The following is a 23,576-nucleotide window of genomic DNA, read 5'->3' as shown; positions in this document are numbered from 1 at the left end:
GATGGCCAGAGTCATGGGAACCAAAGCCTTGTTCCATGCGTATTTCCCGTCCCGCGCGGACGCGCCGGGTGGCTTAAAAGGGGCGGCGCGAATTTCATGGGGTCAAGGCAGGCGAAGAATGTTCGGCGTGCCTTGGGCATGTTCATGATCGCCATGTCCCCCCTCCCCCTGATGGCGCAGGCGCAGACACCGCCCCCCGCCGCCGCGCCTGAGGGAGAAGAACCGATCCTGCCCGACAGCGAGTTCGAAGCGCGCCTGCCCAAGGGGGGCGATAGCGATGCCGCCAACCCCGCTGCCCCCCTGCCTTCGATCGAAAGCTGGATCGACCAGCAGATGCCGCAGGCCGCAGCGCCGCAGGAATTGCCGCCCGCCATCGAACCGCAGCAGGAAATGGAGCTTGCCCAGCCGCTGCCGCCGCTCGACAGCGTGACCGTGCCGGTTCAGGTGGCGGCGGAAAGCCCGGAGGAAAAGACGCCCGAAATACGCTACGCCGTCGATATAGAGGGCTTTGGCAAGACAGGGCTGGAGGATGCGTTCCGCGACGCGTCCGCGCTGGTCGATGGCGATGGCCGGGCGGAGACCGCCGGGATGGTGCAGGCGCGCGCGCATGAGGATGAGGCGCTGGCCGTCCGGCTGCTCTATTCGGAGGGCTATTATGACGCGACCGCCCTCGCCTCGCTGGAACAGACGGGCGAAGGCGGGTTGAAGGCGGTGCTCTCGGTCACGCCCGGCAAACGCTACAAGATCGGCGATATCGTCATCAACGCCGGGGCGACCGTGCCGCCCAACCTCGTCCGTGACAGCCTGCCGCTCCAGACCGGCGATTATATCGTCGCCGCCGATGTGGAGAGCGCGGAGGCGAATGTCGGGGTGAAGCTGCCCGAAAACGGCTATCCCTTCGCCAAGGTGGGGGAACGGGACATATTGCTCGACCCCGCCACCGTCACCGGCGCCTACACGCTGCCGGTCGAGGTGGGGCCGCGCGGCTCCTTCCGCGGCATCACGACCAGCGGCGCCAAGCAGGCGTTCGGCACGGATCATATGAAGGTCATCAGCCGCTTCAAGCCGGGCGAGCTGTATGACAGCCGCAAGGTCGATGACCTGCGCCGCGCGCTGGTGGCGACGGGCCTGTTTTCCAGCGTCGCCGTCGATCCGGTGCGCACCAGCGAGCCGGGGCCGGACGGCACCGAATATGTCGATCTGCATGTCGATCAGGAAGCGGGGCCGCCCCGCACGCTGGCGGGCGAGCTTGGCTATGGCACCGGCCAGGGCTTCCGCGCGGAGGCGACATGGACACACCGCAATCTCTTCCCGCCCGAAGGCGCGCTGATCGCCAGCGTCATCGCCGGGACGCAGGAACAGGGCGTGTCGGGCACCTTCCGCCGGTCGAACGCGGGCAAGCGCGACCGCACCTTCCAGACAGGCGCGCTGATCAACCATCAGAATTACGACGCGTTCGAAGCCTATACCGCCGGGCTCAACATCAACTGGGCGCGCCAGTCCACGCCGATTTTCCAGAAGCGCTGGACCTACACCTATGGCGCGGAAATCCTGCTGTCGAACGAGCAGACGACGATCGACCCGGCGACGGCGGAAAAGCGGCGGCTCACTTATTTCATCGGCTCCCTGCCCACGCAGATCGGCTATGACCGGTCCAACGACCTGCTGAACCCCACCAAGGGGTTCCGCGCCAATCTGCGCGTGTCGCCCGAAGCGTCGCTGCAAGGCAATGTGTCGCCTTATGTCCGGGCGACGTTCGACCTGACCGGCTATTATCCCGTGTCTGACGCGCTGGTGATCGCGGCGCGCACGCGGCTGGGCACCATCAGCGGCGCGGCGCGGGACCAGATCGCGCCGTCCCGCCGCGTCTATGCGGGCGGCGGCGGATCGGTGCGCGGTTTCGGCTATCAGGAACTGGGGCCAAAGGACGCCAATGACGATCCGGTCGGCGGCCGCTCCGTCAACGAATTCGCGGTAGAGGGCCGCTACCGCTTCGGCGATTATGGCGTCGTCGCCTTCGTCGATGCCGGGCAGGTCTATGAAAGCTCCATCCCGCGCTTTTCCGGCATTCGCTACGGCGTCGGGGTAGGCGGGCGCTTCTACACCAATTTCGGGCCGTTCCGCGCGGACATCGCCATGCCGATCAACCGGCAGCCGGGCGAATCCAAATTCACCCTCTATATCGGCATCGGGCAGGCATTCTGATGGCCGAGGACACACCCCCGCCCACCGTTGAAACGGAAACCACGGACAGCATCGTCATCCGCGAAGGCCGTCCGCTCTGGCAGAAGATCGCGCTGGGCGCCGCCGGGCTGCTGGCCGCGCTCGCCGTCCTTATCGCCGGGCTGCTGCTGTTCCTCAACACCCAGCCGGGCAAGAAATTCCTGATCCGCCAGATCGCCGCGCTCAAGCTGGAATCGGGCATGGGCATAGAGGTCGGCCGCATCGAAGGGTCGATCTACAGCGACATGGTGATCCACGACCTTGTGCTGCGCGATCCCAAGGGGCCCTTCGCCGTGTCCCCGCGCGTCCATGTCGTCTGGAGCCCCTTCCGCTACATCAACAACCATATTTCCGTGCGGCTGCTGGAAAGCCCGCTGGTGGTGCTGGCCCGCAGCCCGCAGTTCAATGTGACGGAAAGCGATCCCAATGCGCCGATCCTTCCCGACCTGGACATCGATGTCGACCGGCTGAAAATCGCGCGCTTCGTCCTCGCCCGGCCGGTGATCGGGCAGAAGCGGGAAATCGCCATCGACGGCGTCACCCATATCGCCGATGGGCGCGCGCAGTTGTCCGCCAACGCCGTGGTGGACAGCGGCGACAAGCTGGAGGCATGGCTGGACGCCGTGCCTGAGCAGAACCGGCTGGCGATGAAGGGCAGGCTCACCGCGCCCAAGGGCGGCGTCATCGCGAAGATGAGCGGCCTGACCGATGGCCTGACGGCGTCGCTGGACGGCCGGGGCACGTGGCAGGCATGGAACGGGCGGATCGTCGCCACCTCTCCCAGGGGCGAGTTGGCGAACATCGCCCTCGCCGCGCGCGACGGCAATTTCACCGCCAAAGGCCCGGTGCGGCCGGGGCTGGTCTTTGCCGGGACGGTGGACCGGCTGACCGCGCCAGCGCTGGATGTCGATCTTTTCGCGGGCCTCAACGAACGGCGCGTCAATCTGAAAGGATCGCTGCGGTCGTCCGCGCTGGCGGCGACGGCGCAGGGCCTGATCGACCTGGGCAAGAGCGAGTTCAGCGGGCTCAAGATCGACGCGGCGCTGCTGACGCCCGGCGCGATCATGGAAAAAGTGCGCGGACGCGACGTGCGCGCATCGGTGATCCTGGACGGGCCGATGGCCACCCCCTTCATCGACTATGATCTCAGCGCCGCGATGCTGGCCTTCGACCAGACCGGCATCGAAGGATTGAAGGCGAGCGGCCGGGCAGTGATCGACGCCGACCGCATCCGCATCCCGGTGAACGCCACCGCGCGGCGCGTCACCGGCCTTAACGCCGCCGCTGGCGGGCTGCTGCAAAATCTGCGGGTGAAGGGCGACTTCGCCTATGCCGCGGGCAAGCTGATCAGCGACAATCTGAAAATCGACAGCGACAGCGTGGACGCTACCGCCATCGTGCTCGCCGATCTCGACAACGCCATCTATCGCGGCGCGCTGAAAGGGCGCGTCAATGATTACCGCATCGACGGCGTGGGCATCGTCAACCTGACCACCGACATGGAACTGGTGCCGGGACCCAAAGGCGGCTTCGGCCTGTCGGGCAAGTTCGGCGTGCGCACGGCGCGGTGGGACAATGCGTCGGTGCGCGACTTCCTGGGCGGCAATGCCGTGATGTCCGGGCGGATCGGCATGACGCCGGAGGGCAAGTTCACGCTCGCCGGCCTCAAGGGCGCGGCTCCCAATTTCCGCATCCTGTCGGGGTCCGGCAGCTATGATACGGACGGCGCGATCGCTTTCGACGCGCGCGCGGCCTCCAACCAATATGGCCCGCTGGCGCTGACGGTGCGCGGCACCATGGAGCGTCCCCGCGCCGTGCTGCGCGCCGCTCGCCCCAATGTCGGCGTGCAACTGACGGACGTGGTCGCCAAATTGAACGGCGAAGCGGCGGGTTATCGTCTGGAAGCCACGGGCGGATCGCCCTACGGACCCTTCTTCGCCAATGTGCTGATCCGCACGGCCCAGGGCCCGCTGACCATCGACATTACCCGCGCGCGCTTCGCCGGGGTGGACATGAACGGGCGGGTGCAGCAAAGCCCCGCCGGGCCGTTCGCCGGGCAGCTCGCAATGAACGGGTCTGGCATCAACGGCACGGTGCGCCTGTCCGCCGTGGGCAAGGCGCAGGGCGTCAACGTCAACGCCACCGCCAGCAATGCGCGGCTGCCCGGCGATGCGGACATCGTCATCGGCCGCGCCATCGTCAACGCCTCCATGGTGCTGACCGACCAGCCCCGCATCCTTGCCGATGTGCAGATGGCGAACGCCGCCTATGGCGATTATATCGTGCGCAAGGCGCGCGGACGGGTCGATTATCAGGGCGGACGCGGACGCGCACAGCTGGTCGCCGACGGATCGACCGGCGTGCCCTTCTCCATCGCGGTGAACGCCGCGCTGCGCCCCAGCCTCTATGCCGTCGCGCTGGAAGGCAAGGCGAGCAACATCCCCTTCCGCTTCGCCCGGCCTGCCATCATCCGCATCGAACAGGGCGGCTACCGGCTGGAGCCCGCAACGCTGGTGCTGCCGCAGGGCCGCGTCGACCTCGCCGGGCGCTTCGGCGGGCAGACAGCCCTGCAAGCGCGGTTCAAGGATTTCGACCTCGCCATCGCCAACATCGCCTCGCCCGGCCTGGGCGTCAGCGGCAAGGCGACCGGGTCGCTGGACTTCACCCAGAGCGGCAACGCCTTCCCCACCGCGACCACGCGCGTGGCAATCACCGATTTCCGCCGCTCCAGCCTGAGCGCCGTGTCCGATCCGGTCTCCATGGCGATCGAGGGCAAGCTGTCGGGCGCGGGCGGCGACCTGCGCGGCCTCATCCGGCGCGGCAATGCGACCCTTGGCCGCTTCGTCGCGACGCTGGCGCCGCCGGGACCGGGCGCGGGCTGGATGCAGCGGCTTCAATCAGCGCCCCTGGGCGGCGGCATCCGCTATGCCGGGCCTGCCGATGTCCTCTTTTCCTTCGCCGGGCTCGCCGACCAGCAGTTGACCGGGCCCATCGCGGTGGCGGCGGACTTCGGCGGCAGGCTGAGCCAGCCGCGCCTCAACGGCCTTGTCCGCGCCAATGCGCTCACTTATGAAAATGAGACGTTCGGCACGCGCGTCACGCAGATGCGGCTGGATGGCCGCTTCACCAACGACAGGCTCGACATACGCGACTTTTCCGGGCGCGCGGGCGACGGCACGGTACAGGCGCGCGGCACGGTGGGGCTGGCGGCGGACAGCGGCTATCCGATGGACATAGCGGTGAAGCTGGACCGCGCCCGCCTTGCCCGCAGCGAAGCCGTCACCAGCGTCGCGACCGGCACGATCAACATCACCAACAGCGCGGCCAATGGCGGCCTGATCAAGGGCGACCTGTGGCTGCCCGAAACGCGCTACCGCGTCGCCTGGCAGGGCGGGGCCGAAATCCGCCAGTTGACCGGCGTGCGGCGCAAGGGCGAGGGCAGCGACGTGCTCGACCAGCGGCTCGCCGGGCGGCAGGCGGCGGCCAGGCCCGCGAACTGGAAGCTGGACGTCCGCGTGCGCGCCGATAACGAGATCTACGTGACCGGCATGGGCCTCGATTCCGAATGGAAGACCAACATGCGCGTCACCGGCACCACCGCCGATCCGCGCGTGGTCGGCAAGATCGAGGTGATCCGCGGCCGCTACAGCTTCTCCGGCCACCAGTTCGAACTGGAGCAGGGCGTCATCACCTTCAACGGGCCGATGATGAACCCGGTGCTGGCGATCCGCGCGGAAACGCGGATCGACACGGTCACGGCGGGCATCGCCGTCGCTGGAACGGCGCAACGGCCCGACATCAGCTTCGTGTCCACGCCCACCTTGCCGCAGGACGAGATATTGGCCCGCATCCTGTTCGGCGACAATGTGGCGAACCTGTCAGCGACCCAGGCGGTGCAGCTGGCGGCGGCGCTCAATGGCCTGCGCGGCGGTGGCGGCGGGCTGAACCCGATGGGCAAGCTGCAAAATGCGTCGGGCATCGACCGCATCGGCATCGTCGGCGGCGATGACGCGACCGGTCGCGGCACGTCGCTCGCGGTGGGGCAGCGCATCTCCAACGACATCTATGTGGAGGTGATCACCGACCCCAAGGGCTTCACCGCGACCCAGCTCGAAATCTCGCTGTCCAAGACGTTGAGCCTGCTGTCGAAGACCGGCACCAACGCCGGATCATCGGCCAACCTGCGCTATTCCAAGGATTATTGAGGGTTTAATCCTCCCCGTCGCAAGATGGGGAGGGGACCAGCCTTCTACGGCGCAGGAAGGATTGAACTCACTCCCCTCAATGAAAATCGCGCGATCTGGGCAATATCCGCACATTGCGCGGGTGGCTGGAGGTGCGGGGATGCTGGGGATGGATGAACTCGTCCGCCCGCGAGAGCGCCAGTTGCGGCCGGTGCGTATCCGACAGGCGCGACAGTTCGGCGGTGCGGTCGTGGACGCGGCTCGCCATCAGGTGGACGACGCCTTCCTTGCTGCGCTGCACTTCGCCTTCGACCAGCATCAGCCGTGACGCCATGACGGGCCGCCGCTGCATTTCGAACAGCCGGGCCCAGAGCAGGACATTGGTGATCCCCGTCTCATCCTCGATGGTGATGAAGACGGCATTGCCCTTGCCGGGGCGCTGCCGCACCAGCACCACGCCCGCCGTCCGCACCAGCGCCCCATTCTTCGCGGCCGATGTCTGCGCGCAGCTCAGCACGCCTTCCGCGGCGAAGACCGGCCGCAAAAACTGCATGGGGTGGCCTTTGAGCGACAGGCGCGTCATCTGGTAATCGGCAGCGACATGCTCGGCGAGCGGCATGGCGGGCAGCCTGGCGTCAGGCTCCCGCCCCAGCTCGCCCCCTGCCGCCTCGCCACGCTGGCGGGCGGCGGCGAACAGCGGCAATTCGTTGGACGGCGTGCGCCGCGCTTCCCACAAGGCCGCCCGCCTGTCCTGCCCCAGCGACCGGCAGGCATCCGCATCCGCCAGCAGGCGCAAGGCCCGTGCGGGCAATCCCGCCCGCCGCGCCAGATCCTCAAGGCTGGTGAACAATCCCTGCGCCCGCGCCTCGACCAGTTGCGCGGCCCAGCCCTCGCGAAAGCCATCGATCTGGCGCAAGCCCAGCCGCAGCGCCAGCGCCCGGCCCTCGCCCTCTCCCTTCCCGCTGTCGCGCGACCGCAGCAGCGGCTCCAGCGCATTGTCCCAGCCGCTCATATTCACATCGGCATCATGCACGGTGACGCCATGCTCGCGCGCATCGCGGACGATCTGCGCGGGGGCATAAAAGCCCATGGGCTGGGAATTCAGCAGCGCGCAGGCGAACACGGCGGGCTGGTGGCATTTGATCCAGGCGGACACATAGACCAGCCGGGCAAAGGACAAGGCATGGCTTTCGGGAAAGCCATAGCTGCCGAACCCCTCGATCTGCTTGTAGCAGCGTTCGGCGAAATCGGCCTTGTAGCCGCGCTCCACCATGCCGTTGACCATCTTGTCCTTGAACTTGTCCATGCCGCCCACCTGGCGGAAAGTCGCCATGGAACGGCGCAACTGGTTCGCTTCCGACGGCGTGAATCCGGCAGCGACGATGGCCAGCTTCATCGCCTGCTCCTGGAAAAGGGGGACGCCGTAGGTCTTGCCCAGCAGGGATTTGAGTTCGTCCGGCGGACCATGAGCGGGATCGGGCGCTGGATATTCCACATCCTCCTCTCCGCATCTGCGCCGCAAATAGGGGTGCACCATGTCGCCTTCGATCGGCCCTGGCCGCACGATCGCCACCTGCACCGTCAAATCATAGATGGATCGTGGCCGCAGCCGTGGCAGCATGTTGATCTGCGCCCGGCTTTCGACCTGGAAAACGCCAATGCTGTCGCCCTTTTCCAGCATGGTGTAGACGGCGGGGTCGCCGGACTTGAGGTCGATATTGAGGTCGTGATCGCCCAGATCATGAAGCCGCATCAGGTCATAGGCTTTGCGAATGCAGCTCAACATGCCCAGCGCCAGTATATCCACCTTCATCAATCCCAGCGCGTCGATGTCATCCTTGTCCCATTCAATGAAGCTGCGGCCTTCCATCGCCGCATGATGCAGCGGCACCGTTTCATCGAGCCGGTTCTGCGTCAGCACGAAGCCGCCCACATGCTGGGACAAGTGCCGGGGGAAAGGGGCGTCCAGAAGCTGGTCCACCACGGCGCGCAGCCGCACGATCTGGGGATTGTCGAGGGCAAAGCCCGCTTCCATGATCCGCGCTTCGGGAAACTCGCCCGAATAGCTGCCCCAGACCGTGCTCGACAGGCGCGCCGCCACATCTTCGCTCAGGCCCAGCGCCTTTGCGGCTTCCCGCACGGCGCTGCGCGACCGGTAATGGATCACGGTGGCCGCGATCCCGGCGCGATGGCGGCCATAGCGTTCGTAGATATATTGCATCACCTCCTCGCGCCGCTCATGTTCGAAATCGACGTCGATATCGGGAGGCTCGTCCCGTTCTTCCGACACGAAGCGGGAAAAGAGCAGTTCATGGCGCTCCGGGTCGACCGAGGTGACGCCCAGCAGGAAGCAGACCATGGAATTGGCCGCCGATCCGCGCCCCTGGCACAATATGCCCTTCATCCGGGCAAAGGCGACGATGTCGTGGACGGTCAGGAAATAATAGGCATAGTTGCGGTCGCCGATCAATTGAAACTCTTCGTCCAGAAGCTTGCGGACCTTGGATGGAATATGCGGACCATAGCGCGCATGCGCGGCGGAAATGGTCAGTTCCTCCAGCCATTGCTGCGCCGTCCAGCCTTCGGGCACGGGCTCATGGGGATATTCATAGGCCAGCTGTTCCAGCCGGAAATGCACCTGGCCAAGGAAGCGCATGCTTTCGGCGATGGCTTGCGGGCAATCGCGAAACAGCCGCGCCATTTCATCGGGCGCATGGATGTGCCGTTCAGCATTGGCCTCCAGCAGCCGCCCCGCCTTGCCGATGGTCACGCCTTCGCGGATGCAGCTCAGTACATCCTGCAACGGCCGCTGTGCGGGCGTGGCGTAAAGCGCGTCCATCGTCGCGATCAGGGGCACGCCGGTGCGATCGCTCAGCCCCTGCAAGCGAGCGATCCGGCGCGCGTCCCGTCCATCCCGGCACAAGGCCGCGCCCAGCCAAACCCGTCCGGGCGCCAGACGGGACAGACGCAACAAACAGGATTCCAGGTCCGCCGGACGCGGCGGCGGCACCAGGCTCAAATGCCCCTGCCGGACCGCTTCCTTTGAAGGCCGGTCGTCATAGTCATAGTCCACCGGCTTTCGATGCGCGGTCTGCGCCGTGGCCGTCGAGGATGGCAGGACGATCAGCAGCAGATCGTCGAGATAAGCGGTCAGATCCGCATAGGTGAGGATGCAATCTCCCTTCACCGACCGCAAATTGCCGACCGTCAGCAATTTGGTGAGTTCCCCCCACCCGCGCCGGGTGGCGGGATAGGCCACGATATCGGGCGTGCCGTCGGCAAAGACCAGCCGTGCGCCGGCGATCAGCCGCAGATCATTCTGGCACGCCTGCTCCTCTTCTTCGGTCAATTCCAGCGGCTGCCCCGCTTCCTTCTTCGCCGCCAGCAGGTTGGCGCGCGCTTTTTCGGGCGCGCGTTTCAGCGCCGACCAGGCCCGGACCACGCCCGCGACCGTATTGCGATCGGCAATGCCCAACCCCTTCAGGCCAAGATCGATCGCCTGCGACACCATGTCCGAAGCGTGCGACGCGCCGCGCAGGAAGGAAAAGTTGGTCGCCGCCACCAACTCGGCAAAGGCAGGACCATCATCCTTGCGGGACGAAGGCGGCCGCGCCTCCTTGGCCCGCGCCTTTTCCCGCGCCGCTTCGGCCGCGTTCAATTCCCGCCGGTCCATGGACTTGGGCCTGGACGGATCGGGGCCCTTGCCGCGTCTCATGCGAACAGGCCGTGGATATACCAGGCGGGATGCCGCGCCTCCGCGCCATAGAGGCCGTGGCGGAAAATCCAGTAGCGCCGCCCGCGCACATCCTCGATCCGGTAATAGTCGCGCGTCATTCCCGCGCTTTCGCCTTCCAGCGCGCCGTCCTTCGCCTTCCACCATTCGGGCGCGATCCGCTCCGGCCCTTCATAGCGGGTCACTTCATGCGCCGCGCGCCGCCAGCGGAAATGATGCGGGGGACCATCGGGGACCTGCGCCACCACCTCGATCGGCTGGGGCGGGTCGAACAAATGGATGGGGCGCATCGGCGGATCGCCCGGCTCGCCCTGGCGCGGCCAGCTCGACGGCGTGCGGACCTCAATCGCTGGCAAGGCGAGTTGCGCCTGTTCGGGGATGTGGCTGTCGCGCGGCTCCAGCCGCTGGATGCGGTTGCGCCCGGCGCGGACGGACAGCCGGTCGATCAGCGCCGCGACCGCTTCCTCCCGCCGCGCCTCCCCGCCTTCCAGGGCAAGCTGGGTCGCGGCCATCGGTTCGGCCTGCGGCACGGCAAGGCGCAGCATGTCGAACCCGAAGCCGGGGTCGAGCGGATCGGACAGGCTGTCGATCCGCTCCTGCACCAGCCGCATGATCGCGGGCGCATCGCGCATCGGCAGGCTGGTTTCCACCCGCAGCGGGAAGGCAAGGCCATCGGTGCGGAAGAACAACAGTTCGAACCGGCGCCCGCCTTCGCTCCGTTCGCGCAGGCGCTCGCCCGCCTCGGCCGCCATCTCCTCGACCGCCGCGAGCGCATAGGCGGTGCTGCCCACGGGTTCGGCAAAGCGGCGCTCGATGCGGATCGCCGGGCGCGGACGGCGCGGCGCGAGCGGGCGCTGGCCCAAGCCCAGCAGGCGGTGCAGCGCATCCACCGCCTCTTCGCCAAAGCGCGCGGCCAGCGTCGCGGCGGGCCGGGCGGCAAGGTCGCCCACCGTCCGCAGCCCCGCGCGGCGCAGCGCCACGCCGCTGTCCTGCTCCAGCCCCAGCGCCTCGACCGGCAGGCGGCGCAGGGCGGCCTCCTCATCGGGTGCTGGCCCGGCGGAAAAGCGGCATAGCGCATGGGCGCCCTCAGGCGTCCCCGCAATGGCGTGGCGCACCGCCATGCCGTGCCGTTCGAACCTGTCCGCCGCCGCGCGCGCCAGCGCCTCCTCCCCGCCCCACAGATGCGCGCAGCCGGTAATGTCCAGCATCAGCCCGTGCGGAGGGTCGATCGCGGCGGCCGGGGTATAGCGCGCGCAACCGTCGCACAGCCGCTCCAGCCAGTCCTGATCGGCATGGGGATCGGCCTCGAAGCTGACGAGCCCAGGCTCCTGCGCCCGCGCGTCGGCCAATGTCATGCCCGCATTCAGGCCCAGCGCCAGCGCATCGGCATCCGGCGTCACAAGGCGCATGGCCCCGCGCACCGGCTCCACTATGGCGACCGGGCCGCCCGCGTCCCGCGCCTGCCACAGGTCAGGCCGCGCGATCCGCAGCCGGTCGACCGGCAGGAAGGGGAACCACAGTGCCAGGTAACGCCGCCTCCTCAGCGCGTCCTCCGCTTCCCTGTCCATGCTCATGGCGTTCATCGCACTCTTCTCCAAAATCTCCCCGCGCGCTGTTCCACGCCAGCCGCCATGTCATGCCGTCCGGCCCCGAACGGCGGCGCAGCAGGTGCAGCGAAAAGGCGCTCATGCCCGGCGCATTGCCCGGCAGGGGCAGCGACGGCGCGGCCGCCACGCGCCACCGCGTCTCCGCCGCGCTGGGCACGGGATCGCCGCCGATCCGCAGCAGCAGCGCGGTCACCCCCGATTCTTCCGCCGCCAGCGCCAGGCGGCGGCTGGCCGTCAGGTCCATCAGCGGCGCCCGCCCGCGCAATTCGATGACCAGCGCGCCCAGCCCCGGACAGCGCAGCGCATCCACCGACGCCCGCAGCAGCATCGCCTCATCCTTCATCACGCCGACCAGCAGCCGCGCGGGATCAAGCCCCATCGCCGCCAGGCCCGGCCCATAGAGCCGTCCCCCTGCCCGCTGCCCCGCCTCCGTCCGCAGCCAGAGCAGCGGCGCTACCCCTTTCGCCAGAAGTTGCGTCAGGCCCAGCGCCAGCCCGGCCACCGCACCTTCCTCCTCCACATCGCCGAACAGTTCATGCACCCGCCCCGTGGGCAAGCCGCCACCCAGCGCCGCATCCACAGCCCCATGCCCCGTCGCCACCCGCGCACGGCCTCGCGCCGCCGGAACGCTTTCCAGCGATGCGATGCGCCGCTTGAGGGCAGCAAGGGACCTGATCGACTCAGCCATAGCATGTTCACTTTATGTTCTTTTCGGAACTATGGCAGCGGCTGTCAATGCGGTTGGGAGCGGAAGGGCGCTCCTTCATCCGGGGAGACTTTGCCGCCCTTATGGAGAAGGGGATAGCGGCGCAACCCAGAGAGGTTGAAGATATGGTAGGGCAAATGGCGATCCGATAGCAGCACTGAAATCCTCCCCAACGCAAGATGAGGAGGGGAACCTCCAAAGGCGGTGGAGGGGAAATCCGCGACATCGGCCCACTTCCCCTCCACCATGCATGCTGCGCACGCTCCCCTCCCTGCCTCCGCGCAGGCGGGATTTGGCGAAAGGGCCGGTAGCAAGTGCGACCCGTTCAGAATCTCGTCGTCCCCGCGCAGGCGGGGACGGCGAGGATGGGTGGTTTGAAGACTGTCAGCTCCGGGATGTAGAGATGAACAAGCCGCCATTCCACTATTACTTTAGCGGTAGAAACAACTCTGCCACGGCCTCATGCTCCGGCACCTCCGGAAAGAAGGTGAAGCGTTGGCAGTAGAGCGGGAAGTCACGCGCTTCTTCTCCGCTGGCGGGCAACCAGTCTCGATAAAGATACAGGGCCGCAGGCTCCAGATTATCGGTGTTGCCGACGACGCGCAGCACCGCGCAGCGCCCGCCGGGGATTGTGCCCGCCTCGATCAGTTCCCCGTTTGCTTCGATTGACCGATCCACGCCGACGCACAGGTCCATGTGATATTCGCTCGGGGGCGTCGTGCGCGGATCGGAATGGAAGATGTTGAAGGTTGGGCTTGTCTTCGGCGACAGTCCGCTTGCTTTCCGCCAGGCAATGAACCGCTGGATGGTGAGCCGATAGTCGCGGGATCGCCGCGATGCTCCATGATCGCCACGGGCGTCGGAGCTACGTCGCGGATCGTCACATCATCGGGGGTGTAGGTCTTGTGCATGAGCTTGCTCCTCGCATTGTCGAGAGGCCCGAAGGCCGCAAGCCACGGTTCCCAATCGGGAGACTTCCTGAACGACGAGGGCGATTGTCCGAACCGTTGCCGAAAGGCGCGGGCGAAGGCATCGGGGGCGTCGTAACCGGCATCCATCGCTATTTCGGTAACGCTCTGCGCGTCCCTGTAGGCCAGCCGATACGAAGCGCGCTTCATGCGGGCGAGCTGGATATAGCGATACACGGACAGCCCGAAGGTCGCCGTGAACTGCCGGTGAAAGTGATATTTCGAGAAGGCTGCAACACCGCTCGCAGTGTCGAGATCCAGATCTTCATCCAAATGCCGGTCAATATGATCCAGCACCCGTTGCATCCGGACATGGTAGTTATGAACCGCGGCCTTCATCGTCCCGTCCTCCGTGGCAGCACCAAATAGGCAGCCCGGGATATGACGCGCTCCACCGATCTTGCGGTTTTGACATGACGGAAGATCAGTCGCAAAGGCAGCTTATGAGCACGTTGCCCCCTCATTTAAACGACCACAAATGGTCGCGAGCAGCCATCTCTACCCACGCATCCCAGCCATCTCTACCCACGCATCCCAGCCCTATCACCAAACACCCAACGAAAACGGCCCGCCACGCATTGCGCAGGCAGGCCGTTCAACATAGCATTACAGCCCACGCAACTGGCCGTGCCGGATCGCTCCGGCACTGACCCATGCTTACTCGCCGTCATCCCCCGGTTCTGGGCCGGTCATCATTCCTTCGGCGACTTCCTCGGTCTTGCCGCGGATGGCGCGTTCCAGGCGGTCGGCCATTTCGGGGTTTTCCTTGAGGAAGGTCTTGGCATTCTCCCGGCCCTGGCCGATGCGCACGGAATCGTAGGAGAACCAGGCGCCCGACTTTTCCACCACGCCCGCCTTGACGCCAAGGTCGAGGATTTCGCCGATCTTGGAGATGCCTTCGCCATACATGATGTCGAATTCCACCTGCTTGAAGGGGGGCGCCACCTTGTTCTTCACCACCTTCACGCGGGTCGCATTGCCGACGATATCGTCGCGATCCTTGATCTGGCCGGTGCGGCGGATGTCGAGGCGCACCGAGGCGTAGAATTTGAGCGCGTTGCCGCCCGTCGTCGTTTCCGGGTTGCCGTACATGACGCCGATCTTCATGCGGACCTGGTTGATGAAGATGACGAGGCAGCGCGAGCGCGAGATCGAGCCGGTGAGCTTGCGCAGCGCCTGGCTCATGAGCCGCGCCTGAAGGCCGACATGGCTGTCGCCCATTTCGCCTTCGATTTCCGCGCGCGGCACCAGCGCGGCGACCGAGTCCACCACCAGCACGTCGATCGCGTTCGACCGCACCAGCGTGTCGACAATCTCCAGCGCCTGTTCGCCCGTGTCCGGCTGCGACACGATCAGTTCGTCAATGTCGACGCCCAGCTTCTTGGCATAGACCGGGTCGAGCGCATGTTCGGCGTCCACGAAGGCCGCGGTGCCGCCGCCCCGCTGCGCTTCGGCGATGGCATGGAGCGCCAGCGTCGTCTTGCCCGAGCTTTCCGGCCCGTAAATCTCGATGATGCGCCCGCGCGGCAGGCCGCCAATCCCAAGAGCGATGTCGAGCCCTAGCGAGCCTGTCGAAATCGCCTCGATCTCGATCTTCTCGCGGCTGCCCAGCTTCATCGCCGAACCCTTGCCGAAGGCGCGGTCGATCTGGGAAAGGGCCGCTTCCAATGCTTTCTGTCTGTCCATTGTTCCTGTCTTCTTGGAATCGATAAGTGAGAGCATTGCTGTCATCGGCCTATCCCCTGTCAAGCGGATCGCGCCGAATCCGTGGCGCGCCAGCACGATGTATCCTGTTTGTTCACGCAGAACAAGATAGGAACAAGAAATTTCCTATTGGGGTGACAACACCTTGCCCAGCGCCCGTTCGACAGCCCCGATCGTATAGGGCTTGGCCAGTGTCGGGCGGTTCGCATGCCCCTGCGGCACATCGTCGGCGATGCCGCCGGTGGCGAAGATGAAGGGGATGCCGTTTTCCGCCAATATGTCGGCGACCGGCCAGCTTTTTTCCCCTTGCAGGTTGCAATCGACCAGCGCCGCGTCGAACCCGCCCTTGCGCGCATGGTCGCACGCTTCGTCCACGGACGCGGCGATGGCGTGCAGGCCGTAGCCCAATGTTTCCAGATAATCTTCCAGCATCATGCCGATCATCGCTTCATCCTCAACGATCAGGATGGTTTTTGCGTCAGCCATGCGTGCGATCCCCTATGTCGTTACGCATCGCTATCCGATGAACGGAGCGGTGCACAGTATAATCGCTTGATCGATAAAGAAGTTCATTCCACCCCGGTCCCCATCGCCAGCGCGTCGCGGGCCGCTTCGGCCAGCTGGCTGACCGAAAAGGGCTTGGGCAGGAAGGCGACATTGGCGATATCGATCGACTTGCGAAGTTGTTCCTCGGCATAGCCCGACATGAACAGCACCGGCAGGCCGGGATGGCTGTGGCGCGCGCGCGCGACCATCGACGGGCCGTCCATATTGGGCATGACCACGTCGGAGATCAGCAGGTCGATCTTCTCATCGCCCGCCAGCACCTCCAGCCCCTGTTCGCCGTCATTGGCGGTCAGCACCTTGTAGCCCTGGCGCGACAGCGCCCGTTCGGCGACGGCGCGGACCATATCCTCATCCTCGACCAGCAGCACCGTGCCGCTGCCCCAGGTCTCGCTGCGGCGGATCGGCGTCTTGGGCTGCGCCGCCTGTTCGATGTCCGCGCCCTGATAGACGGGCAGGTAGATGACGAAGCTCGCCCCGCGCCCCAGTTCGGATTCGGCGAAGATGTAGCCGCCCGACTGCTTGACGATGCCGTAGACGGTGGAAAGCCCCAGCCCCGTGCCCTTGCCCAGTTCCTTGGTGGTGAAGAAGGGTTCGAAGATCTTCGACAATATGTCGGGCGGGATGCCAAGGCCGGTGTCCGACACGCGCAGCGCCGTATAGTCGGCGGCGGGCAGGATTTCCTGCCGCAGCTCGCGCACCTTGGCGGCGGGCACGGCATAGGTCTGGATGTTGAGCGTCCCCCCGCCTGGCATGGCGTCGCGGGCGTTGACGGCAAGGTTCACGATCACCTGCTCCAGCTGGCCGGGGTCGGCGCGCACCGCGCCCAGATTGCGGCCATGGCTCACCTCCAGCTTCACGCTTTCACCCAGCAGCCGCTTGAGGAGATTGGACACGTCAGCGACGATGTCGGGCAGTTGCAGCACCTGCGGCCGCAGCGTCTGCTGGCGCGAAAAGGCGAGAAGCTGCCGCGTCAGCCCCGCCGCGCGGTTGCTGTTCGACTTGATCTGCTGGATGTCGTCATAGTCGCTGTCGCCCGGCGTGTGGCGCATCAGCATCAGGTCGCAATGGCCGATGATCGCGGTCAGGATATTGTTGAAGTCGTGCGCCACGCCGCCAGCGAGCTGGCCGATCGCCTGCATCTTCGTCGCCTGCGCCACCTGCCGCTTGAGCTTGCTCTCCTCGCTATTGTCCTTGAGGCTGAGCAGCACCGCCGCCTCGCCCAAGCCCCGCACGCCTGCCAGGCTGAGCGCGGTCGGCTCGTCCGGCTGGTCGCGCATCCGCACGGCGATGTCGCCCGACATTTGCGGGCCCACGGCAAAGCGGCGCACCGCGTCGGCCACCGCCGCCTGATCCTCCCGTATCACCAGGTCGCCCGGATAGACCGGCTTTTCCCCGCGCTTGAGCCCGGCAGCGCGGGAAAAGGCGCCGTTCAGAAACAATATCCGCCCGTCCCGGTCCGCCATGGCAAGGCCGAAGGGCAGCAGCGACAGCAGCGTTTCGATATAGGAAAGCGACATGGTGCCGCCCCCGCCGCTGCCCGCAGGCTCGTCGATCAGCAGCAGCAGCATCGGCCCGTCCTGCCCGCCGCCCTGCGCCCCGCCCGGCTGGCTCATGCGGCGCAGCGGCACCTGCAACAGGCGCAGCGGCAGTCCCCCCGCCTCCTCGCGCGCCAGGAACAGCCGCCCCTTGTCATCCACCCGCATATGGGTGGCAAAGTCGCGCCCGGTGATATTGGCGTCGATCCGCCCGGCCGCGCGCAGCAGGAATGCGCCGTTCGCCGCCCTGATGCGCCCTTCGCCGCCGATCATCACCGCCATCACGCCCGCCTCGCCCATCTGGCGGCCAGCCTCTCCGGTCAGCAGGCGGTGGACATCGTCCAGCGCGCTCGGCTGGCGCACCGGGGAAAAGCGCCAGAGCAGATAATCCTCCGCCCGCCCCGTGCGGCACACATCCACGTCCAGCCGCAGCGCGCCCTGGGTCAGCCCTTCCACCCTGCCCTCGCCATCGCGCCAGGCGATCCGCGCCGCACCGCCCAGGCTTTCCAGCAAGGCCGGATCGGCGGTGACGTTGGGCGGGGCGGGGAAGCCGGGAAACCATTCGCCGAAGCGGTCGCTCGCGCATACCAGCCGCCCGGCCCTGTCCGTCACCGCGATCGCCATGCCGGACGCGTCCGCCGCCGCGCGCGCGATGGTCCAGTCCGGCGTGGTGTCCCCTTCCGCGGTTTCAGCGGAGGTCAGGCGGCGGTGCCAGCTAAGCAGCGCCGCCAGCGCGAGCACGGTCGCGGCAAATCCCGCCGCCAGCGCGCGGTCGCCCGCCGCATAGATGACGAGAGCCGCGGAAAGCATCGCCGCCAGCAGGAGCAGCGGCAGGGCGAAACGCGACGGCCGTTCGCCGGTCCACGCTTCATCATCCCTTTTCACCCGCGCGGCCATGACCGGCGTTCCCCCTCAAACGGCGTTGGACAGCGCCTCCGTCAAACGGGGGCGATTTCTTCCAATGCGCTGCTTTCGGGTGACTTGCCAATCCTCATTTTGCGCGCATGCCATTTCCGGCCCATGCGATGCCGCCAGATCCAGTCCGCCAGGAAATAGCCGACCACGGCGAAAACGATGGAGATGATGGCCAGTCCGAACAGCATGGCCGGGGCCGCTTCGGAAAAGAGCCAGGCCACCCATTGGCGCATGGTGGCATGTTCATTGACCAGCGCCATGAAGCCCGAAGCGTCCGCCGTCCGCCCCAGCATCCAGTTGCCGATATAGACCGACGCCATCAGGAACAGCGGCGTCGTCGCGGGATTGGACAGGAAGGTCATGGCCGCGGCGATGGGAATATTGGCGCGAAAGGGCAGCGCCAGCAGAGCCGCCCCCGCAATCTGAACGCCGGGGATCAGCAGGAATATGCCGACCAGCAGGCCCAGCGCCACGCCGCGCGGCACCGACCGCCGGGTGAAGCGCCATAGCGATGGTTCCAGCACCCGGTGCGCGACGGGCGCCAGGAAGCGATTGCCCTCCAGCGATTCGCGCGTCGGCGCATTGGCATGCCACCATCGGGTCAGCCGGTTGCTCATCCGCGATGCGCCTTCATGATGCGCTGCTGGTCGCGCTTCCAGTCGCGTTCCTTGATGGTGTCGCGCTTGTCATGGGTCTTCTTGCCCCTGGCCAGCGCCAGTTCGACCTTCGCCTTGCCCCGGCTGTTGAAATAGATGGACAGCGGCACCAGCGTCATGCCCTTGCGCTCCACCGCGCCGTGCATGCGCGCGATCTCCCGCTCGTGCAGCAACAGCTTGCGGGGCCGCTTGGGCTCGTGGTTGTAGCGGTTGCCGTGGCTGAATTCGGGGATGTTGCTGTTGACCAGCCACACCTGCTCGCCCTTCACCTCGGCATAGCTTTCCGCGATATTGCCCTCGCCGAAACGGAGCGACTTCACTTCCGTCCCTTGCAGGGCGATGCCCGCCTCGAACACATCCTCAAGGAAATATTCGAAGCGCGCGCGCCGGTTCTCGGCGACGATCTTCTTCTTGTCGAAGGTTTCGGGACGGGGGCGGGCCATATCGGATTAACTAACTCACTTCACCATATAGTGCGCCCAGGCGGTCAGACCAGACCGGCGATCTCCAGCGCGCGGTCGACGGCGGCGCGGCTTGCCTCCGACGGCCAGGTGATGGGCAGGCGGACATCGCCTGAAATGTCGGACCGCACGCGGGTAAGCGCATATTTGACGGGTCCGGGTGAAGAATCGCTGAACAAGGCGTCATGCAGGGGGTAAAGACGATCCTGCAACGCCAATGCGCCAGTCCAGTCGCCCGCCGCGCAGGCCGCCTGGAACTGCGCGCACAGGCGCGGGGCGACATTGGCCGTGACGGAGATGCAGCCCGTGCCCCCCATCGCATTGAATCCCAGCGCGGTTTCGTCATTGCCCGACAACTGGCAGAAGTCCGGCCCGCAGGCGAGGCGCTGCGCGGTGACCCGCCCCAGATTTCCGGTGGCGTCCTTGATCCCGGCGATCGTCTGATATTCCTCCGCCAGCCGGTGGATGACCGGCACCGAAATATCGGTGATGGTGCGGCTGGGCACGTTATACAGCAGGATCGGCAGGTCGCAGCGCTGGGCCAGATAGGCGAAATGCTGGTACACGCCGTCCTGATTGGGCTTGTTGTAATATGGCGCGACCACCAGCGCCGCGTCCGCGCCCGCCGCCTGCGCCGCATACATATGTTCCAGCGCGATCCGGGTGTCATTGGACCCGCAACCCGCGATCACCGGGACGCGCCCCGCCGCCTGGTCGACGCAGATGGCGATGACGCGATTATGCTCCTCCACCGTCATGGTCGCGCTTTCGCCCGTCGTGCCGCAGGGCACCAGCGCGCTGCTGCCTTCTGCAATCTGCCAGTCGACGAGCGCGCGAAAGGCCGCTTCATCCACCGTGCCGTCGCGAAACGGCGTGACCAGCGCCGGAATCGACCCGGAAAACATGCACAAACTCCTTCAATTCACCGGGATTCCGGGGCATTATGTCGAGATAAGGACGACGCAGCGCTATAGCGCGTCATTCAGGGCCTGATAAGGTTGGAATTGCGATGATGTCCACTATGCTGTCAGCTCGCTTTCCTGAAACTGCATTGGTTCGTATGCCCTTGATTGCCTTGCTACTTTTCACCGCTGGCGCCAGCGCCCAAACGGAAGCGCCCGTGTCTTCCGCCCAGCCATCCTATCCGCGCGGCGCGGTCGTGCAGCCGCTGCCCCCTTCCAGCGGGTCCAGCCAGTGGGATCAGGTCAGCGGCCGAATCGGCGTCGCCACAGACGCGTCCGTCGCCGCCGCCATCAGCCAGTGGCGCGCCCTGCAACAGAGCGACGGCCTGGGCTTTTCCTCCTATGCCAGCTTCATCATGGCGAACCCCGGCTGGCCGGGCGAGGACCGGATGCGCAGGCTGGCCGAAACCAGCATCAATCCCAACAGCTACGATCCCCGGCAGGTGACGGCCTTCTTCGCCCGCTTCCCGGCGCGCACCGCCACCGGCCACGCCCGCAACGCCATGGCGCTGATGCAGACCGGCCGCATGGACGAAGCGCGCGTGGCGGCGCGCAGCGCCTGGGTGGGCGGGACGCTCTCCCCCGATGACGAATCGCGGCTGCTTTCCCTTTTCGGTTCCGGCTGGACCAGCATCGAACATGATCAGCGCGCCGACATGCTGCTGTGGGGCAACGATATCGCCGGGGCGCAGCGGATGCTCGCCTATGTCTCGCCGGCCCGCCGCCCCGTCTATGAAGCGCGCATCGCCTTCCGCCAGAAGGCCCCCGACGCCGCGACCCGGATGCAGGCGGCCGAAGCGATCGGCGCGACCGACGCGGGTTTCGTCGCGGACAAGGCGACATGGCTGCTCAATACCGGCAACTGGATCGCCGGGCGGCAATATCTCGCCAACCGCCCCGCCCTGACCTTCCGCCCCGGCAATGCGGAAAAATGGTATGAGGTGCTGCTGACCCACGCCAGGGCGGCGGCCAATGACAGCCAGTGGAGCTTCGCCTACGGCATCGCCAGCAAGGTGGATGACGCCTATGCGCCCGGCACTGACGTCAGCAACCGGCCGATCGGGGAGCGCGATGATTATACCAGCCTCGCCTGGCTGGCCGGGTCCACCGCCTTCTACAATCTGAACCGCCCGGCCGACGCCGCCGCGATGTTCCGCCGCTATGCGACGGCGGCCAAATCGCCGCAGACCCAGTCCAAGGGCTATTATTGGGCCGGGCGCGCGGCGCTGGCGGCGGGCGACACGGCGAACGCCAACAGCTATTTCGCGCAGGCGTCCGTCTTCCCCGACCAGTTCTACGGCCAGCTCGCGCTGGAACGGCTCGGCCGCCCGATACCCGCGCCCGCCGTCGCCGAACGCGGCGTCGCCTTGTCGGCGGCGGAACGCGCCGCCTTCAACAACCGCTCGGTGGTCCGCGCGGTCAAGGCGCTGGGGCAGATGGGCTATTGGGAAGACCAGAGCAAATTCGCCCGCGCCATCGCCAACAATGCCGACAGCGACAGCGACCATTATCTCGCCGCTGAACTGGCCAAGAGCATCGGCCGTCCCGACATGGGCGTGATGGTGGGCCGCCGCGCCGTTTCCAGCGGCCTGACCGGCTATGGCGAAAGCGCCTTCCCGCGCGTGCCGGTGCCGCCTTCCGCCCAGTATAACTGGACCATGGTCCACGCCATCGCGCGGCAGGAAAGCCAGTTCGACCGCGCCGCCGTCAGCCATGCGGGCGCGCGCGGCCTGATGCAGCTCATGCCGGGGACCGCGCGGGAACAGGCGGGCAAGCTTGGCCTTGGCTATAATCCCGGCTCGCTCACCACCGACACCAGCTACAACATCATGCTGGGCTCCTCCTATTTCCAGCGGATGCTCGACTATTATGGCGGCAGCTATCCGCTGGCGGTGGCCGCCTATAATGCGGGGCCGGGCAACGTGAACCGGTGGATCAACGCCAATGGCGACCCGCGCCTGCCTGGCGCGGACATGCTGCGCTGGATCGAGCAGATCCCGATCTTCGAAACGCGCAACTATGTGCAGCGCGTGCTGGAAAACGCCGTCGTCTACGAAGCGATGAACCCCGAACGCGCGCGGTTCAGGGGGAGCAGCACGCCGCTGTCCAAATATCTGGGCAAGCAGACGCCGGGCTGATCTTTGGTTCGTGCGGAGGCGCAGAGGACGCAGAGAGGACATTGCGCTTATTTATTTCACGCGGAGGCGCGGAGACTTTAGAGAGAGGGCCTTCAGGCCCTCATTCCCCCAACTCTGCGCCTCTGCGCGAATAATCACTTCGTCCCTCCGGCAGCCCGCCAGGCCAGCCAACTCCGCACACCGCTATGCTGCGATCTGCTCGCGCAGAGGCGCAGAGAGCGCCGAATGGGCAGAGGCAAAAATCTCCGCGCCTCCGCGCCTCCGCGTGAACCAGAAACTCTACGGCCTCCGCCTCCAGGCGAACCGATTTGCCCCGGCACCCCCATCCCGGATAAAAGATGCAGCATGCCCCCCGCCCATCCCAACTACATCACCCCCGAAGGTTTTGCGAAGCTGCGGGCGGAATATGACCAGTTGCTGGGCGTCGAACGCCCGCGCATTGTCGAGATCGTCAGTTGGGCGGCGGGCAATGGCGACCGCAGCGAAAATGGCGACTATCTCTACGGCCGCAAGCGGATGCGCGAGATTGACGGCCAGCTCCGCCGCCTGTCGAAGAAGATGAAGGACGCCAAGGTCGTCGACCCGCGTCACCAGCCGGACAAGAGCAAGGTCTTCTTCGGCGCGACCGTCACCATCGCGGACGAGGATGACCAGCATCGCACCGTCACCATCGTCGGCAATGACGAAGCGGACGCCAGCGCGGGCCGGATCGGCTGGGGCTCCCCCATCGCCCGCGCGCTAAGGGGGGCGGCGCTCGGCGACCTGCGCCGCGTCACCCTGCCCGCGGGCGAAAAGGAATATGAGGTGATCGACATCCGCTACCCGGCATAGGCGCGGCCGGGCATGCCATATCGCACGCTCCGAACGGATCGGGTGTGTCGGGGCGCAGGGGCACAGGCCCCGGAATCACGCCGGAGCCTCTCCCGTCCCGGCTGAATCAATCCAGCCGGGGCAAATCCTAATCGTGCGGCCGGAGCGCCTGGTTGAGGCTGTTCATGACCTCGCCGATCGGTTCGATCACCGTGACGCTGCGTCCTTCGCCAAAGCGGATGCGCGTGCCTTCCGTGACTGACGAGACGAAGGTCACCTGCGCGGCATTGATGGCGGTTTCAGTGCGATCGGCGCCTACGAACATGACGAGCATGCGGTCCTCTCCTTTTACCTTTGGAGAGCCAGACTAGCCGCATTTGCGCCGCGCGCCAGTCCGTTTCGACGGG

The 23,576-nt window shown here is 66.4% G+C and carries 15 protein-coding genes and 1 pseudogene; 4 read left to right on the top strand and 12 right to left on the bottom strand.

Annotation, left to right across the window (positions count from 1 at the left end; translation table 11 throughout):
- Positions 1-96: 96 nt before the first annotated feature.
- Together ET21_RS0105530 and ET21_RS0105525 are read left to right on the top strand one after the other, a co-directional pair.
- A complete protein-coding gene (locus ET21_RS0105530) occupies positions 97-2,205 on the top strand; it encodes a BamA/TamA family outer membrane protein (RefSeq protein WP_030538875.1) in 2,109 nt (702 codons plus the stop codon).
- Entirely contained in the window at positions 2,205-6,428 is a 4,224-nt protein-coding gene (locus tag ET21_RS0105525; protein WP_030538874.1) for a translocation/assembly module TamB domain-containing protein, read from the top strand. Before ET21_RS0105530 ends, ET21_RS0105525 begins: the two co-directional genes overlap by 1 nt.
- A gap of 76 nt (positions 6,429-6,504) precedes the next feature.
- Here the strand turns inward: ET21_RS0105525 and ET21_RS0105520 are convergent, their stop codons facing one another.
- The 11 genes and pseudogenes from ET21_RS0105520 to dapA all read right to left on the bottom strand — a co-directional run bounded on the left by ET21_RS0105520 (position 6,505) and on the right by dapA (position 20,164).
- Positions 6,505-10,122 (bottom strand): error-prone DNA polymerase, encoded by a 3,618-nt coding sequence (locus ET21_RS0105520; RefSeq protein WP_030538873.1) that lies wholly within the window; start codon positions 10,120-10,122, stop codon positions 6,505-6,507.
- Positions 10,119-11,714 carry a DNA polymerase Y family protein gene (locus tag ET21_RS0105515; protein WP_037470313.1) on the bottom strand — a complete coding sequence of 532 codons (1,596 nt, stop codon included), beginning with the start codon at positions 11,712-11,714 and terminating at the stop codon, positions 10,119-10,121. Before ET21_RS0105515 ends, ET21_RS0105520 begins: the two co-directional genes overlap by 4 nt.
- Entirely contained in the window at positions 11,611-12,435 is an 825-nt protein-coding gene (locus ET21_RS0105510) for an ImuA family protein (protein ID WP_030538871.1), read from the bottom strand. The genes ET21_RS0105515 and ET21_RS0105510 overlap by 104 nt, the downstream gene beginning before the upstream one ends.
- 444 nt (positions 12,436-12,879) lie before the next feature.
- Positions 12,880-13,224 carry a GyrI-like domain-containing protein gene (locus ET21_RS28370; RefSeq protein ID WP_237751495.1) on the bottom strand — a complete coding sequence of 115 codons (345 nt, stop codon included), beginning with the start codon at positions 13,222-13,224 and terminating at the stop codon, positions 12,880-12,882.
- Positions 13,225-13,475: 251 nt separating this feature from the next.
- A pseudogene (locus tag ET21_RS28365) lies at positions 13,476-13,727 on the bottom strand (helix-turn-helix domain-containing protein); the annotation flags it as partial.
- 351 nt (positions 13,728-14,078) lie between these two features.
- Positions 14,079-15,152 carry a recombinase RecA gene (gene recA / locus ET21_RS0105495; RefSeq protein ID WP_030538870.1) on the bottom strand — a complete coding sequence of 358 codons (1,074 nt, stop codon included), beginning with the start codon at positions 15,150-15,152 and terminating at the stop codon, positions 14,079-14,081.
- 99 nt (positions 15,153-15,251) lie between these two features.
- Positions 15,252-15,611, bottom strand: coding sequence for a response regulator (locus ET21_RS0105490; protein ID WP_030538869.1), 360 nt, complete (start codon positions 15,609-15,611; stop codon positions 15,252-15,254).
- 83 nt (positions 15,612-15,694) lie between these two features.
- Entirely contained in the window at positions 15,695-18,124 is a 2,430-nt protein-coding gene (locus tag ET21_RS0105485) for a PAS domain-containing sensor histidine kinase (RefSeq protein WP_021238381.1), read from the bottom strand.
- A gap of 41 nt (positions 18,125-18,165) precedes the next feature.
- The gene (locus ET21_RS0105480) at positions 18,166-18,759 is read right to left on the bottom strand and encodes a DUF2062 domain-containing protein (RefSeq protein WP_021238380.1); all 594 of its coding nucleotides are present in this window, start codon (positions 18,757-18,759) and stop codon (positions 18,166-18,168) included.
- On the bottom strand, positions 18,756-19,241 hold the full coding sequence (gene smpB / locus ET21_RS0105475; protein ID WP_021238379.1) for an SsrA-binding protein SmpB: 486 nt from the start codon (positions 19,239-19,241) through the stop codon (positions 18,756-18,758). The genes ET21_RS0105480 and smpB overlap by 4 nt, the downstream gene beginning before the upstream one ends.
- A 44-nt stretch (positions 19,242-19,285) precedes the next feature.
- Positions 19,286-20,164: a 4-hydroxy-tetrahydrodipicolinate synthase gene (gene dapA, locus ET21_RS0105470; protein ID WP_021238378.1), complete on the bottom strand. Its 879-nt coding sequence runs from the start codon at positions 20,162-20,164 to the stop codon at positions 19,286-19,288.
- Positions 20,165-20,271: 107 nt separating this feature from the next.
- On the opposite strand from dapA, the gene ET21_RS0105465 reads away from it, so the two are divergent.
- On the top strand, positions 20,272-22,359 hold the full coding sequence (locus tag ET21_RS0105465; protein WP_030538868.1) for a lytic transglycosylase domain-containing protein: 2,088 nt from the start codon (positions 20,272-20,274) through the stop codon (positions 22,357-22,359).
- Between the two features lie 345 nt (positions 22,360-22,704).
- Complete coding sequence (gene greB / locus ET21_RS0105460) at positions 22,705-23,190, top strand: transcription elongation factor GreB (RefSeq protein ID WP_030538867.1); 486 nt, start codon at positions 22,705-22,707, stop codon at positions 23,188-23,190.
- Between the two features lie 127 nt (positions 23,191-23,317).
- Here greB and ET21_RS0105455 read toward each other — a convergent pair whose 3' ends face one another.
- Positions 23,318-23,503 (bottom strand): hypothetical protein, encoded by a 186-nt coding sequence (locus tag ET21_RS0105455; RefSeq protein WP_021238375.1) that lies wholly within the window; start codon positions 23,501-23,503, stop codon positions 23,318-23,320.
- Between the last annotated feature and the right edge of the window lie 73 nt (positions 23,504-23,576).

Source organism: Sphingobium sp. DC-2 (assembly GCF_000722555.1).
In the GTDB taxonomy this organism is placed as follows: Bacteria; Pseudomonadota; Alphaproteobacteria; order Sphingomonadales; family Sphingomonadaceae; genus Sphingobium; species Sphingobium quisquiliarum.
Note: the sequence above shows the minus strand (reverse complement) of the source record. Positions and strands in the feature narration are given on the sequence as shown.